General features: G+C 35.1%; 16 protein-coding genes and 1 riboswitch. All 16 genes read right to left on the reverse strand.

All coding sequences use genetic code 11. From position 1 onward, the window contains the following. Positions 1-10: 10 nt before the first annotated feature. Positions 11-94, reverse strand: a riboswitch (ZMP/ZTP riboswitch). A gap of 72 nt (positions 95-166) precedes the next feature. Further along, on the reverse strand, positions 167-1,045 hold the full coding sequence (locus tag PND65_RS03095; protein ID WP_204712783.1) for a CPBP family intramembrane glutamic endopeptidase: 879 nt from the start codon (positions 1,043-1,045) through the stop codon (positions 167-169). Between the two features lie 40 nt (positions 1,046-1,085). Next, the gene (locus PND65_RS03100) at positions 1,086-1,598 is read right to left on the reverse strand and encodes a transcription repressor NadR (RefSeq protein WP_271990270.1); all 513 of its coding nucleotides are present in this window, start codon (positions 1,596-1,598) and stop codon (positions 1,086-1,088) included. 2 nt (positions 1,599-1,600) lie between these two features. Continuing rightward, positions 1,601-2,452, reverse strand: a complete 852-nt coding sequence (gene nadC / locus PND65_RS03105) for a carboxylating nicotinate-nucleotide diphosphorylase (RefSeq protein ID WP_015536248.1) — start codon at positions 2,450-2,452, stop codon at positions 1,601-1,603. Beyond that, positions 2,449-3,738 carry an L-aspartate oxidase gene (locus PND65_RS03110; protein ID WP_271990272.1) on the reverse strand — a complete coding sequence of 430 codons (1,290 nt, stop codon included), beginning with the start codon at positions 3,736-3,738 and terminating at the stop codon, positions 2,449-2,451. The genes nadC and PND65_RS03110 overlap by 4 nt, the downstream gene beginning before the upstream one ends. Then, on the reverse strand, positions 3,735-4,640 hold the full coding sequence (gene nadA / locus PND65_RS03115) for a quinolinate synthase NadA (protein WP_271990274.1): 906 nt from the start codon (positions 4,638-4,640) through the stop codon (positions 3,735-3,737). The genes PND65_RS03110 and nadA overlap by 4 nt, the downstream gene beginning before the upstream one ends. A gap of 105 nt (positions 4,641-4,745) precedes the next feature. Then, entirely contained in the window at positions 4,746-5,786 is a 1,041-nt protein-coding gene (locus tag PND65_RS03120; RefSeq protein ID WP_271990277.1) for an aryl-sulfate sulfotransferase, read from the reverse strand. 26 nt (positions 5,787-5,812) lie between these two features. Next, on the reverse strand, positions 5,813-6,328 hold the full coding sequence (locus PND65_RS03125; protein ID WP_271990279.1) for an aryl-sulfate sulfotransferase N-terminal domain-containing protein: 516 nt from the start codon (positions 6,326-6,328) through the stop codon (positions 5,813-5,815). A 126-nt stretch (positions 6,329-6,454) separates the two neighbouring features. Next, positions 6,455-7,207, reverse strand: coding sequence for an N-acetylmannosamine-6-phosphate 2-epimerase (locus tag PND65_RS03130; RefSeq protein WP_271990281.1), 753 nt, complete (start codon positions 7,205-7,207; stop codon positions 6,455-6,457). Between the two features lie 3 nt (positions 7,208-7,210). Further along, on the reverse strand, positions 7,211-7,978 hold the full coding sequence (locus PND65_RS03135) for a DeoR/GlpR family DNA-binding transcription regulator (RefSeq protein ID WP_015536252.1): 768 nt from the start codon (positions 7,976-7,978) through the stop codon (positions 7,211-7,213). 1 nt (position 7,979) lies between these two features. Further along, positions 7,980-8,876, reverse strand: a complete 897-nt coding sequence (locus PND65_RS03140; protein WP_204712789.1) for a glycyl-radical enzyme activating protein — start codon at positions 8,874-8,876, stop codon at positions 7,980-7,982. Further along, positions 8,869-11,139, reverse strand: coding sequence for a pyruvate formate lyase family protein (locus PND65_RS03145; protein ID WP_271990283.1), 2,271 nt, complete (start codon positions 11,137-11,139; stop codon positions 8,869-8,871). The genes PND65_RS03140 and PND65_RS03145 overlap by 8 nt, the downstream gene beginning before the upstream one ends. Before the next feature lie 119 nt (positions 11,140-11,258). After that, positions 11,259-12,632, reverse strand: coding sequence for an MATE family efflux transporter (locus tag PND65_RS03150; protein ID WP_035401432.1), 1,374 nt, complete (start codon positions 12,630-12,632; stop codon positions 11,259-11,261). Next, positions 12,629-13,075 (reverse strand): MarR family winged helix-turn-helix transcriptional regulator, encoded by a 447-nt coding sequence (locus PND65_RS03155; protein ID WP_015536257.1) that lies wholly within the window; start codon positions 13,073-13,075, stop codon positions 12,629-12,631. The genes PND65_RS03150 and PND65_RS03155 overlap by 4 nt, the downstream gene beginning before the upstream one ends. Positions 13,076-13,162: 87 nt before the next feature. After that, positions 13,163-14,125 carry an immunoglobulin-like domain-containing protein gene (locus PND65_RS03160; RefSeq protein WP_051335170.1) on the reverse strand — a complete coding sequence of 321 codons (963 nt, stop codon included), beginning with the start codon at positions 14,123-14,125 and terminating at the stop codon, positions 13,163-13,165. A 190-nt stretch (positions 14,126-14,315) separates the two neighbouring features. Continuing rightward, on the reverse strand, positions 14,316-15,230 hold the full coding sequence (locus PND65_RS03165; RefSeq protein WP_035401429.1) for a nucleotidyltransferase family protein: 915 nt from the start codon (positions 15,228-15,230) through the stop codon (positions 14,316-14,318). Between the two features lie 13 nt (positions 15,231-15,243). Next, positions 15,244-16,335, reverse strand: coding sequence for a methionine adenosyltransferase (metK, locus tag PND65_RS03170; RefSeq protein ID WP_015536259.1), 1,092 nt, complete (start codon positions 16,333-16,335; stop codon positions 15,244-15,246). Positions 16,336-16,362: the final 27 nt, after the last annotated feature.

Here is a 16,362-nt window from a genome sequence, read left to right on the forward strand (position 1 = left end):
CTGTCTTTTCTATGGCTGCCCAGACGGACGGCATTTATACTCTTATACTTCCATGTGGTCAGTTCCACTTTTCCCGTCAGTTATATAAGCACCCTAAATATAACATACAGGTTTAGCGATTTCAAATGATACGACTTGATAAAAAAAAGGTTGATTCTAAATCAAATCAACCAACGATAAAACTAACAACTGTCTCAAGTATAAACAAAACAAACCAGGATATAAAAGAAAATCTTAAAAAGAGTCTTGAAAAAAAAGGATAGCTAATCGGGTCTTCCTGATATTCTTTTTTAAGATCTTTTATATGATTTGATAACCAAATTAAAGCGACAATCATACAAGCAAAGCGAAACAACAGATCGATTGTGGTCAATGACATCGAAAATGAAGTAAATGTCGTTAAAGTATTATGAAATATATGCAACAAAATAGGAACCATCAAAGAATCTGTTTTTAAAGAAGCATACGCAAGCACTAATCCTAATACAAATGCATGTGCGCCTTGTTCCAAATATAGATGAAATAAGCCGAAGATCAATGCTGAGGCAATAATGGCAAAATAGCGATTATATCTATTAAGTGTTCTTAAGATTGCTCCACGAAATAAGACTTCTTCAAAGATTGGTCCGATCAAACAAACATAGAACAAAAAAAGCCAACCTGACAAAGAGCTAAAATCAAACGTAAAATCTGCCTGAGGAATATCTAAATTTGTAATCGTGGTGAATACTGTACTGATAATACTGATAAATAAGATTGCAGCCATGGAGAATCCGGTCATCAAGATAAAATACTTACCCAGCTCTTTTACAGAGCAATTCAAATCATATATAGAGCCTGGTATTTGTATTTTAGTTTTTCGCTTACAATAAAAGATCGTGATCAAAATTGTAATAATGGAAATAATAGCCGACAATCCATTATCTATATAGGAAAAAGGCATAGTAATGGCAAGCATTACGGCAAAATACACCCATAAACTTTTTCCTATTGATTTAAAATCACGATCTTCATTTTGAAATTTATCAAATACTGGTGGTTGCATATAATCACATCCTTTGAATGATTATAACACAACTAGACAATCACTCATCCTTTTTTGACAAAATATTCATCTTAGCCAAGGCTTCTTCTATCTCATCTAAAATAAATTCACTAGAGGCACAAACCAAATGACCATGTTTACCACCAGTAAGCTCTGTCAAAGGTTTAATTTTTTTCAATGTGGTTTCGTTCACAAAAATTTTAACATCTTTTCGTGAATGAATATTCAGGTTTGCTTCAATTCTTCCATAGATCGCATGATCCACGAAAACATTCTCTACTTTTCCACCTAGATCAACTATCGTATTTAACTCATCTTCAATCATCTCATCTGTATGACAAACATAGATTTCTCTTTTTATATCATGATCTAAGATAATATATCCTTTACTGGTAGAAATGATATCGATATCTTTAGCCCTTAATAAAGCTATGTCTTGAACGATGACTTGCCTCGATACATCACAAATTTTTGCCAGTTTTGTTCCAGAAACAGGCTGATCTGAATCGCACAAAGTTTTGACGATTATATCCAAACGATGATTTTTGGACATGATTACACCGCTTTTAAATTCTTTAAAGATAAATCCAGAATTGGAGCTGAATGTGTCAAAGCACCGCTGGAAATATAATCCACTCCAATTTGTGCTAGATCTTTAATTGTTTCTTTTGTGACATTTCCGCTACATTCTGTCAATGCTCTGCCATTAATATATGCGACCGCTTCTTTCATTTCATCTATGCTCATATTGTCTAACATAATAATATCTGCACCAGCCTCAACCGCTTCTTTGACCATATCCATATTCTCAACTTCAATTTCGATCTTACGAACAAATGATGCATATTCTTTAGCCAAATTGATTGCCTGTGTAATGCCTCCTGCAGCTGCAATATGATTATCTTTTAATAAAACTCCATCTGAAAGGTTATAGCGATGATTATATCCACCACCAACTTTTACTGCATACTTTTCAAACACACGCATATTTGGTGTTGTTTTTCTTGTATCCAGTAATTTTGTTTTTGTACCTTCTAAAAGTTTTGCACTTTCGTGTGTATATGTCGCAATTCCTGACATCCTTTGAAGGAAATTCAAGGCCGTTCTTTCGGCAGATAAAAGCACACGAATATCCCCATGCACTTCACCGATCTGCTGACCGTTTTTAACTTCGGCTCCATCTTCCACAAACAAAAACACCTCTGTTTTAGGATCTGTCAAATGGAATACTCTTTCAAATACAGGCAAACCGGCAATGATACCATCTTGTTTACAAATCAATTGCACAGATCCTTCCTGGTATTTTTTCATGATGGCATTGGTTGTAATATCTTCACTTGTGATATCCTCCCGCAAAGCCTGCAGGATCAATCCATCCACATTCATTGACATCGTTATTGTGTTCATTGCTTCTCCTTTCGCTTTTTAATCTCATTTAGAACAATATTTTTATATGTTTCCACATAATCCTTTGGTAGTTTTTCAATTGTTTCTTTAGCCAAATCGTCTAAATCACATGAAGATTGAACTGCTTTCTGTGTTTTTATATCCTGCATTGCCCTTTTTGCAAAAACCAGGCTTTCTAATAAAGAATTAGAAGCAAGACGATTTTTTCCGTGCACGCCATTGCAGCTTGTCTCCCCAGCTGCATACAATCGTTCCATTGAAGTCTTTGAATTTTTATCCACGTATACTCCACCCATATAGTAATGCTGACCTGGAACAACAGGAATCCACTCTTTTGTACAATCATATCCCTCATTCAGGCAGTGTTGATAAATATGTGGGAAATGCGTAACGATCGTTTCTTTTCCTAATACAGTCATATCGAGCCAAACAAATGGTTTATGGTCTTTTTTCATCTGTTTTAATATTTCTTTGGTCAATAAATCACGAGGCAATATTTCATTGGCAAATCTTTTACCATCAGCCCCATAAAGTTTTGCACCTTCTCCACGAATTGATTCACTAATCAAAAAACTTCTACCATGTTTTTTTGAATATAGTGTTGTAGGATGAAATTGAATATATTCTGGATGCTCCAGTTGGACTCCATGACGAATTGCAATCGCAACTGCATCTGCTCGTAAGTGCGGATAATTTGTTGAATTACAAAACAATCCTCCAATTCCTCCAGTTGCCCAAATTGTATAATTAGCCCTAATCGTATAATATTCACCGTCTTTTTTTGCCAATACCCCATAACAAACATTCTCTCTTTCCAAAATGTCAACCATAGGCATATTTTCAAGAATCGTAATATTTTTACGCGTTAATACCTCGGCTAAAAGCTTTGAAGTGATTTCTTTTCCTGTAATGTCTTCATGATATAAGATTCTAGGTTTAGAGTGACATCCTTCTCTAGTATAGTCAAAATGATCGCCTTTTTTCGTAAATTCAACACCATATCCTATAAGTTCATTGATTGTTTCTTTACTCGAGCGAATCATGATATCAACGGATTCCCTACGATTTTCATAATGACCTGCTTTCATCGTATCCTCAAAAAAACTATCATAATCGCTTTCATCTTTTAAAACACATATTCCACCTTGTGCTAAATAGGAATCGCTCTTGTCCTTTGCAACTTTTGTGATCATTAAAACTTTTTTATCCGGATCTGCATGTAATGCCGCAAACAATCCTGCAGCTCCTGTTCCTACGATCAAGATATCTGTATCAATTCGTTTCATGATGCCAGCTCCAACATTTTTTCCAGTGGTTTGTTCGCATTGATCATCATATTTTCATCTAAAATTATTTCATTGTTTTCCTCTTTTAGACAATCTCGAACTTTTTCAACCAATATTTTTTTCATATTGGAGCAAATCAATTCTTCAGACATTGGATAGAAGGTCTTATCCGGACACTGTTTTTTTAGTTCACATAAAACACCAAGTTCAGTACCAATGATAAACTCCTTGTTCATACTGCTTTTTGCGAAATTGATAATACCAGCTGTGCTGCCGGCATAATCTGCCAACTGCACCACTTCTTCTTTACATTCTGGATGTACCAGTAGCAATGCTTCAGGATGTTGTTTTTTGGCAGATAATGCAGTCTCTTTAGTCATCGCATGGTGCGTGATACAATAGCCATCATTTAAAATAATATTTTTTTCTGGAACTTGTTTTTTTACATACGATCCAAGATGCTGATCTGGTATAAAGAAGATATTTTGATTCTTTAATGATCGTACGATATCTACCGCATTAGAAGATGTTACACAAACATCACTGACGGCTTTTAAAGCTGCTGTTGAATTCACATAACATACAACCGCAAGATCTTCATACTCTTCTTTCATCTTTTTAATCTTTGAAATAGCAGCCATATGTGCCATTGGACAATCTGCACTCATATCGGGTATCAATACTTTTTTATCTGGATTTAACAATTTAGCACTTTCTGCCATAAACAGAACTCCGGCAAAAACGATGATCTTGGCATCCGTTTCTTTAGCTTTTTTTGCCAAGGCAAACGAATCCCCAACAAAATCAGCAATTACCTGTACTTCATCAGGCACATAGTAATGCGCCAAGATGATCGCATTTTTTTCTTTCTTTAATGTTTCTATTTCACTAAACAATGACATAATCTTCCCTCTTTTTAAACTTATACCGCCAAATTATACATCTTTTATTTACAGCTGACAAGACAGTTAAGTTGATAAAAAAGAATCGGCATAAAGCCGATTCTATTAAATATTAAAGTAGAATCCATCAAAATCATAATAGTAAATACGATAAATATATTTCTTGTTCAACATTGATTTATACTGTTTCAAAAGGTTTCCCTGCGCATCATAAATTCCCAGTACACCTTGCATTCCTGAATCTGTGATAATATAGTCATCAACTCTTTGAACACTGCTCACAATTCCTGAATAAGGAATCTCAAAAGATTGTACTAAAGAATATGTTCCTTCATTTTCATCTACTAGATACTGATAGAAGTAAGATACACTATCAATTTCTGTATCTCCTTCTGTAGCTAATTTTGTTTCAATTCCTTCAATCTGCGTCCAATCATAATCGCTGCGTGTTGTACTAACACCATAATTATTATTGAATAGGTATAGGTAATATTGACCATCTTCTAAAGAGTCATCTCTCATATATGTCACGGAATGCTGCCCACCTGTATTGGAGAATTCACTCGTTGGCATTAACAAATAATCCGCATACTCAGTATCGCTCCAGAATGATTCTTCCCCAATCAAATAATCAATACTTGGATTTGTTTCTAGATCATTGATCTTAATGATCGTACTTGTTTCTCTTGAACTTAAAATTACACTTCCATCTTCTAACCATTGAAGCGTATTGATATGCATCCAATCCCAGTCTTCATCTTCATCATGGCTTGTCATATCTTTATATGACCCAAATAAATCTTCAAGATCTAACACTTCGCTGACTTCCCCTGTTTCTACATCTAATAAGACAATTCGATCTTCTACCGTATCGGATTCAGTATCGGATGCCAAGATCAAAATATTTCCATCATTATCAAATACATAATCATGATGCAGTTCATATTGACCTAGATCATATATTTTTACGATTTGACCTAATCCATTCATGGCTACCATCTTACTCTCAGCAACACTAAAATACATCAAATCATCTTGAAACAACAAACGATGACTACGATATCCAAGAATTGGTATTTCTCCACGAATCACACCATCTTCATCATAGTAATACATGAAATCCTGCTCATCACTATCATTCCCCATAAAGGCAAACAATCCATTTCCAATATCTACTGAATCACCGTACTATTCATTTCTTCAAGTTGAACATCCTCATTTCCTAGAAGAGAGGATGTAGTATACTCATATGTTCGTGTAATTGTATTTCCATCTTCATCTTCTATTGCAAACTCAACTTCATTGAGTGTACCAGGGATCAAACCCAGAACTTGAAATTCGTGTTCTGTTCGATAACTGCCATCTACATTAGCACTAAAATCTCCATAATCTGTTTCCGGCGCCTTTACAGTATAAGATACTTTTGTAGCTTCTTCAGTATTAAAAAAAACATAGAGCGATAAAGTATTAGTCTTGAATGGATTATATTCAATCAACATATGATCTTCATCATAATCGTTTAAGGATTTTTTTGATTCCAGTTCGTCAGCAACATTATTTTGATACTCTTCAGTATAAACTGTTTCTATAGAAACATCTTTTTCAGGTAATGACTTCCAATATATGATACCTCCAACTAAGCCAAGCACAATAACAGCTGTTGCTATTTTTACAATAATTTTCTTCATCTTTATAAAGGTCCTTTCCTTTCTAATCCTACTTCCTCTTCTTTAAATAAACCTTAAAAGGCTATTTATATTACTTATACCTATAGAATACTACAAAAGAAAAAAATGTCAGAAAAAAATCTGACATTAGTGTTTCGCTTTTTCTGCATCACGCCAATTGTTCTGATATCCGCTTAACAAATCCACAAAACGTTTTGCGGTAAGATGAGGTCTTGTGATTGCACTTCCTACAACAACGGAATGAGCCCCTAAGAAAATACATTTCATCGCATCTTCAGGTGTATATAAGTGTCCTTCCATCATCACACATGCATCATCTTTAAAATCACGACACATTCTCGCAAACTCTCTTAAATCTGGTCCTTCAATATGCGCTGTTTCTTTTGTGTAACCATATAGAGTAGGGGCTACGATATCCGCACCATTTTCGATTGCATGTTTAGCTTCATCATAATTTGATACATCCGCAAAAAAGATCGCATCTGGATATTTTTCTTTTGCCTGTTTTAATAAGTCCCACGCAACCGTTTTTTCATGTGTGATCTGGGCTGTACAATCTAGGGCAATGATCTCTGCTCCTGTTTCATAGATTGCGTCAACTTCTTTCATCGTTGGTGTAATAAAAACATCTGTATCATCATGCCAAACTTTCCATAAACCAATTACAGGAAGCTCTGGAACTGCTTTTTTGATAGCACTGATCTGTTCTGGAGAATTCGCACGAATACCAACAGCACCCGCCCATCTTGCCGCTTCTGCCATCTTTACTACAATATCATCGGTATAGATTGGATCGTCTTTTTGCACCTGGCATGATACAATCAAGCCTCCTTTTAAACTTTCTAAAATTGCGGATTTTCTTGCATCTTTTGTTTTCATAGTCTACTCCTTTTCACAAATTACAAAATTTTCTAATGGTTCGATCCCTTCTTTGATTGAATCCGTATACACAGTATGGAAATCATCTAAATTCGCCCACGTACACATTGCTCTTGTTTCAAACTTAGATGCATCGATCAATAAATCCGTACGTTTACAGCGAGACATGATTTCCTTTTTAACAGCCCCCACCTTAAAATCAAAGACATAAACTTCTTTGGTTTCAAGATCCACGCCGTTTGTCGATAAAAACGCATGGTCAAAATAGAATTGACGAATCATTTCTAAAGTCAAGGAGCCATAACTCATATCGTATGACTTGTTAAATTGACCACCAAGAAGATAAATATCTCCTTTAAAATTTGCGGATAATTTACGAATCAAAAATGTACTGGGAGTTACTAGTGTGATTTTTTTATCCTGCAAATAATCTAATAAATAAACAGGTGTGGTTCCTGAATCAATATAAACACAATCTCCATCACGAATGGATTTAGCTGCTTCTTTACAAATTCTCTGCTTTTGTGCTATATGAAGATTCTCTTTTTCCTGAACAGCCGGTTCATTAAAGCTCGTTAGAGTAATATCAACACTCTTTAAACTGGCTCCTCCTCGTTCTCTTTGAATCAACCCCTGATTTTCTAATTCAATTAAGTCTCTAACAATGCTGGAGCGAGAAACATTAAAATCTTCAATTAATTCTTTGATTGTCACAAAGGATCTCTCCTCTAAAAGATTCATGATCCTTAGCTTTCTTTCTTTTGTTAACATACTAACCTCCCAGTTTGATCTTCAACCCATGTTTTTTGCCGATTTCAACATAGTCTAAAAGTTCACTTTTATCCATCATTTTTAAATCTGAATACATATATTTTTTATGCATCTTGTCCCATTTTGATTTTCCTAAAGAATGATATGGAAGCAAATCCATTTCTTTGACAGGATATTTTGAAACATATTCGATCATGGCACACAGTGTTTTTTGATCAGCATTAAATTTTGGTATAACTGGTGTTCGTATAATAACTTGATCTGGGCAAGTATTCATTAAATATGTGATATTCTCCATGATTTGATCATAATCACCACCGGTTACTTTCTGCAACATCTCTTTATCGATATGTTTAAAATCTATGAGCCATAAATCAATATACGGCAATGCCCTTTTTATTTTTTCATTGGAATAATTTCCGGTCGTTTCAATTGCTACATGTAGATCATGTTTTTTTAATGTCTTCAACAATTCCATTAATGCATCAAACTGTACAAAGGCTTCTCCTCCAGAAATCGTTACACCACCCTGACTATTCTTATAATAATCAATATCTTTTAAAACGATCTTAACGATTTCTTCAATTTCCATGCTCTTTCCTGAAAATTCAAGCGCTTCAAGCGGACAGTTTTCAACACAAGTATTACAGTGTTGACATGTTTGAGGATTCCATTTAAATTCCGGATCAAAATGAATTGCCATATTTGGACAATTCTTTTGACAGGCAAAGCAACGAACACATTTTTTAGTATCATGCATCAATACAGGATATTCTACCCATGTTTCTGGATTCGCACACCATGGACAATGTAACGAACATCCTTTTAAAAAAATCGTAGTACGAATTCCCGGCCCGTCATGGGTCGCAAATCGTTCAATATTCGAAACATTAATCATATAAGGTCCTACTTAACAATTCTTCTTGAACATCTTTTGTTAAATTGACAAACACAGCACTATATCCCGCAACTCGAACGATCAGATCCGGATAATTTTCCGGATGTTTTTGCGCATCTTCCAATACGCCATGATCGACAACAGTTACCATCAATTGACATCCGCCTTTATCAAAATATGTTTTAAATAAAAGCTTTACTTTTTCTTTATCTTCATGCATCATGCGTGGAGTAAACTTGATATTTTGAACACTGCCGCCATGATATTTCGCATCAAATCGAGCCAAAGAATTCAATACAGCCGTTGGCCCACTCTTTGCCGCTCCACCTTGAGGGTTGTTTGCCGGGTTCATATACATACCTTTTAATCTTCCATCCAAACTTGCATCTGTTTGATGTCCCCAGTCAGTATTGGTCTGGTTATTTGAGATTACGATCAAATAATAACCCATGCCTTCATCAATACCACGTTGACGAATATTTTTTGCGACATATTCATATAAATCATTAGCCATTTCATCAACATCTTCAATATCATTGCCATATTTAGGCAAAGCCAGAATTTCTTTACGAAGCTTTTCATAGCCGACATAATTATGCAATGCCGCTTCATTCAACTCTTTTAGAGTATACTTTTTCTGATCGTATACCAATGTTTTGATCGCATAAAGGGCATCGCTGGCATTAATGTTTCCATATGTTTCATTGGTACCACCAAGAATTTCAACACCACCATCTAATAATGCCTTTTGTCTAGCTAGACAATCATCCATTAAAATAGATGTAAATAAGAAGCTGACTTCCTGATTCATAACTTCATAACTGTGTTTTTGTGCATATACACTTAAATCAAAGTAATAATCCAGTAAAGCTTTATACTGATCGTAGAATTTATCAAATGTATCAAAGGATTCAATTGGATCTACTTTAACTGGACCAGCCTTATAAACATAATCCATTGGATCATATCCTTCATTTAATGCAAGCTGCATGATCTTAACCAAGTTCAATAATGTATTAGGAGTACCAACACTTTTCCCCTGAATGACAAACTCACCGCATCCAAATGGGATATATTGTTCAGCAATTTTTTCATCTACTCTCATACCATACATGACAGCCGGTACATTAACTTCATCATTATATAAAGTTGGATAAGTTGCCCCAGATGCAATACATTCATAAGCCATATCCATGATGTAATCAGGAGTTGTATGATCAAAACGAAGTGTAAATTGTGGTTCAACATACCGAGTATCCTTACATACTCTTAAGGCAATCTTACAGAATAGATCGGCAGCTTCTACATTTTCTCTACCCTTACCACCTACAATGATACGGCCATTTACCGTCGTTCTTCGATTTTCGATCATAGTCCATAACGATTTAACATAACGATAAGCTTCATCTTCATCAATCAAACCGGTATCGATATCATGTTTTAGATATGGGCCTAAGACAATATCCATACGACCATAATTGATGCATCCTGCACATAGAGCATATAGCCAGAATAATTGTAGAGCCTGATGGAAGGTAGCTGGCTTATGATCCAAAATATAAACTAAGTCTTCTTTCATAAGGTGAAGATCCTTTAATCTTTGTTCATCCTGTGTCTTTTCGATGGCATCTTTTACCAATTCAATTTGTCTGCGAATGACATCTTTGAAAAGATACATCGTTTTTAGACAGGCTTCCATAAATGTATTGGATTCATTTTTCTCGATCAAATCAATCAATCCATTTACACCTAACCTCACTAGCTTTTTATAATCCAACATCATCCCGCTCAATCTGGCAGTCGCCATAAATGGATACTTACAATCAATAAACCGCCCTGTTGTTGTATCATTCAATACATCTTGACAGTAAATTGATTTTACATCATTATCCTGCCAATAATCATACAAAACATCCACTCTTTTTTTTAATTCTTCATCTTCTAAAGTATCTTTAAACGCTCTTAATTTATGAAATACACAATAATGACCAACACCGCCAATACTAGTTACACTACCAAATCCAATAGGCAAAAAATCAAGTCTTCCAGCAATCAAATCATTTTCTTCTATGCTTCTGAACAATCGCGGAAAAATTGTTTTAAGACAATTTAATTCACGAACCGCTTTATCTTCATCTTTTGATTCCTGGTGGGCTTTTGTATAAGCTTCCATGATTTCCAACTGTTCCAAAGGTGTTTTTTCACATGGAATTTTAATGGAAACTTCCACATTTTGAGCACCATCAATATTAATTCTAGCCATAAGATCCACCCTCTTTTCTTGTCATCTTCAATATAGCACCTAAACAGCACAAAATCAATCATATTTACTCATTTTTGTCCATTTTCGTTCATATTTGTTCAAAAAAAAGAACCAGGTAATTATCCCTGATTCTTCGTTCTAATCATTTTTTTCAAACTTATATAAAACAGTGTCGCCGTTGTGACAGATGCAATCGTATCTGCAATTGGTTCTGCTAAAAATACTGCAAACACCTTATCTGTTAAAATCATTGGCAAAATATAAATCAAAGGAATCAAGACAATCAGTTTCCTGAAAATTGCCAAAAATGCGCTTGTTTTTGAATTTCCAAAGGCAATAAACGTTTGTTGACAAGCAACTTGTATTCCCATCATTGGGATCGCGAACAAATAAATTCGCAAAGCCCATGATGTAATTTCAACTAAATCTGGATCAGATGTAAAAATCATCGCAAATAAAGAAGGAACAAACATTGCCAATAACCACAACGCTAAAGCATAGATAAAGCAAGCCATTAACTGTAATTTAAAGGCACTCTTTACACGATCAAGCTTTTCTGCCCCATAATTATAACTAATAATTGGTTGTCCACCCTGTGTCATTCCCTGCAAAGGCAACATTGCAAACTGCATAACACTAGAAAGAATAGTCATAGCTCCAACAGCAAGGTCTCCACCATAAGCCAATAAAGAAGAATTAAAGCACAACACTAAAACGCTCTCTGTTGACTGCATAATGAATGGAGCTACACCTAAGCCGATACACGGAACAAGGATATCCTTTTCGATTTTCATACAGTCTTTTCTTAGACGTAGTACTGTTTTCTTTGATAATAAGAACTGAAAAGCCCAAATTGCACTAATTGTCTGTGAAATAATTGTCGCCCATGCTGCTCCATTCACTCCCATGTTAAACACGAAAATAAAGATTGGATCTAAAACAATATTAGTAACCGCACCAATAAGAACCGTCAGCATACTTATCTTTGAGAAGCCCTGTGCCGAGATAAATGCATTTAGTCCAAGTGTTACCATGACAGAAATCGTTCCAATTGCATAAATACAAATATAGCTTCTTGCATAACCAATCGTATTTTCGCTGGCTCCAAACAAATATAACAATGGTTCATTAAAAATTAACACAATGATCGTTATTATCAAAGCAACGATCACTAAAGAAATAAAGCAGTTCCCTAATATCTTTTCAGCTGTTTTATTATCTTTTTTCCCCATAAAAATACTTGCACGTGGTGCGCCTCCAACACCAAACAAATACGCTGTTGCACTGATAATCATAATAATTGGAAAACAAACCCCAACTCCCGTCAATGCCGCTGATCCTATTTCAGGAATATGTCCAATATACATACGATCAACCACATTATATAAAGCGTTGATAACCTGAGACAGAATAGCTGGTAAAGCTAAGATCCAGAATAGTTTCTTAACAGATTCTTTACCTAAATCCACTTCATTTGACATTGTTAACTTCATACATTCCTTCCTCCTTTTGATTCAAAACACTCGATAATCTTTGATATCGTGCTCTCCATCTGAATAATCTCTTCTTCTGAAATATCTTTTAAAATCCGATCATTAATTTTTCTAACTTCATTTGTGATTTTTATAGTTATAGTTTTCGATGCTGGAGTTAATACAATTCTTTGAACTCTACGATCTTTATCGTCCTGTACACATTGAATCAATCCTTTTTTCACTAAACCATCAATACTTCGACTCACCAATCCTTTAGATACCTGTAAAAAATAAACGAGCTGCGAACTTGTCGTGACTGAAGGGTTATTGGATAGTAAGATCAATATTGAAATCTCATTAGGTGTAAGATTTTCCTTTTCTAGCTTATTTTGTAATTCATTGGCATAAAAGCGTCGAATCTTAGCAAATGATGACAGCAAATTTTCCACATTCTTTTTCATAATGCCTCCATTAGTTTACTTGTAAACTAAAAGATAGTTTAGTCTTCTATAGTACAAAAGTCAATAAAAAAAAAGCGCATCGTGCGCTTATTTTGTTACATGCACATAGGCAATAAACGGTCTATCACATTCAACTGTTGAAATGACAGTTTGATTTCCTAACCATCCACCATGCACAGCCTGACCATTTCCAATATAGATTGCTACATGACCACTGTATACGATGATATCTCCAGGCACTGGATTATCTGTAACAGTCCCCAAAGACAAGTAAGCAGCCGGTGATCCATGGAAATTAATTCCTACAGCCTTCAAAGAATTTGTTACCAACATCGTACAATCTTGATAAACACCTAATTGAGCCAATGCAGCAGAAGCAATCTTGTCATAAAAATTTTCTTCAACATTGACAGTCACTATTTTTGTTGTTGTGTTTCCACTTTTATCTGTAGCGGTTGCTTCCACTTGATAGGAACCGATTGTGTTGTAATCAACATCTCCATTTAAAGATACTTCAACTGTTTCATCTTTATCATCACTTGCGCTGATCTGACTTGCTAGATCTAAGCTAACTCCCTGATCAGTCACAAATGATTCTTCTGTTTCGATCGTTGGAGCAACTACGTCTTTAACATCTACAATTACTGTTTTTGTAGAAGTCTCTGGAGTTGTACTGACTTGTTGAGCAGTAACCGGTAATTCAATCGGCAATGGATTTTTGCCGGCTTTCTTTGTTAAAGTCAAAGAAACATTCTGCAAGCCTGTCTTATCCAAATTGATTCCCTTAGCCTCAATCATGTAATCATCGGATTCCATCTCAACACTTGACTTTGTCGTGTTTGTTACTTTTAATCCGGTTAATTCTTCATCAAAAGAATTATGAACAATTTCCATCAGTGATTCTTCATCTTGATAAGCCGCTTCTGTTAATGAAATCGGCAATTTAACCTCAGCATCACTTTTTGTACTTGCAAAAACAGCAGTATTTCCCGCTGTAAAACTCAAAAATAATCCGGTAGCGAGAACAGTTTTAGTGATTTTTTTTATCATATAATTTCTTGCCTCCTGGTACTTTTTTCTGTTTTTTTGTGTATTTTTCAAAACACACAGTTAAGAAACTTACAATAATCTTCTAAAAAAGTCCAGTATTTTTGACAATTTCACACATTATAAACCCGTTACCGTTTACATTTTTATGGAAATAGCATAAAAAAGAGCTTGTCTTAACCAAGCTCTTCTATTAATCATTCCAAAGATTTTCTGGATAAACACCTTTTTCAATCAATTCTTTGAACGAATTTTGTACGGCTTCTTTATCTTCTTTGTATGTTACACCAAACCAGCGATCATTTGTTTCCAAAATCTTAACTTGCACACTCTTTTCTTCTAACATACCATTTACGATAATTGGTAATAAGTACTCTTTTTTCATTGGATCATCATCGATATTTGATAAGAATTCTTTAAAGCCCTGTTCTAAATAATCAATGAAATCTGGATAAGCTGCCCACATATTCATTGATACAAGATCTTCTGGTTTTACCCAAGCTTCTACTTCAGGATCATCACATAAGATCTTGCCATTTTCTTCTTTGATTCCTTTTGTCTCAATAACGGTTTTCAACAATCCGTTTTCGCCTTTACAAATACCACGAGTGACTGTTCCATTTTCACTTAAAGTATTTTTCAAGACAAAGCCAGCCATACCCATAGTATATTTCGCATCAAGCTTTTCATTAGAAACTAAAAAGTCATGTAGTTTCTTGTATGCTTCTTTTCCATAATAATCATCTGCATTGATGACAACAAAAGGATCTTTAACTACTTCTTTAGCACATAAAACTGCCTGCCCTGTCCCCCATGGTTTTGTACGTCCTTCTGGTACAGAAAAACCTTCTGGAACATCATTGATATCTTGGAAAACATACTCAACATCAATGTGTTTTTGAATACGATCTCCAATTACGCTCTTGAATTCTTCTTCAATATCTTTTCGAATGATAAATACGACCTTGTTAAAGCCGGCTTCCTTGGCATCATAAATAGAGTAATCCATGATAATTTCTCCATTTGGTCCCATTTTGGCAAGCTGTTTGATACCTTCTCCAAAACGAGAACCAATGCCTGCTGCCATGATTACTAATGTAGTGTTCATACTTCTTTCCTTCCTAGAATTTTAACTCTTTTATCTTCTCCCATGAGAACTGTGGATCCCCAAAATGACCATAGCAACTTGTCTTACGGTAGATTGGTTTTCTTAGATCAAGTTCTTTCAAGATATTATCAACATTGAAATCAAAGTTGTTTTCGATGATTTCAAGAATCTTTTCGTCTTCAAACTTTCCTGTTCCAAATGTGTCTACACAAAGCGAAATCGGTTCTTTTTTACCAATCGCATAAGATACCTGTACTTCTGCTCGACGTGCTAATTTGTTTGCTACGATACTTTTGGCAACATAGCGGCAATAATAAGCTGCACTACGATCTACTTTCGTTGGATCTTTACTAGAGAAGCATCCCCCTCCAATACGTCCGCGTCCACCATATGTATCACATACAATTTTACGTCCAGTTGTTCCGGAATCCCCAAAAGATCCACCTACAACAAAGCTTCCACTTGGATTGATAAAGTATTTTGTATTTTCATCCAATAAATTCTCATTGATGCATGGTTTAATGACATCATTCATGATGATTTCTTTGATTTCTTCTTGTGAAACATCCGCTGCATGTTGCGTAGAAACAACGATCGTATCAATACGTTTGATTTCATCGTTTTCATATTCAACAGATACCTGTGTTTTTCCGTCTGGTTTTAATTTAGGATTGTTTCTTCTTACTTTTGTCAACTGCATAGCTAACTTATGCGCATAGTAAATTGGCAAAGGCATATACTCCTTGCTTTCATCACATGCATAACCAAACATGATTCCCTGATCACCTGCGCAAACATCATCACGGTTTACCGCATTGTGAATTTCAGGACTTTGCTGGTTTACAACAACATGAACATGATATTCTTCTTCGTATCCGATCTTTTTGATCGTTGCCAACGCAATCGCTGCATAATCAATATCTGCTTTTGTATTCGCTTCTCCATAAATCAACACAAAATCATCTTTGATCGTACATTCAACCGCCATGTTTGAATATGGATCCTGTTCAAGGGCTGCATCCAGAATTGCATCCGCAATCTGATCACATACCTTATCTGGATGTCCTTCTGTAACGCTCTCACTAGTGAAAATATAGTTTTTCATTTTTTCCTCCTTACACATATCATATCA

It is taken from the genome of Faecalitalea cylindroides (assembly GCF_028321995.1).
In the GTDB taxonomy this organism is placed as follows: Bacteria; Bacillota_I; Bacilli_A; order Erysipelotrichales; family Erysipelotrichaceae; genus Faecalitalea; species Faecalitalea cylindroides.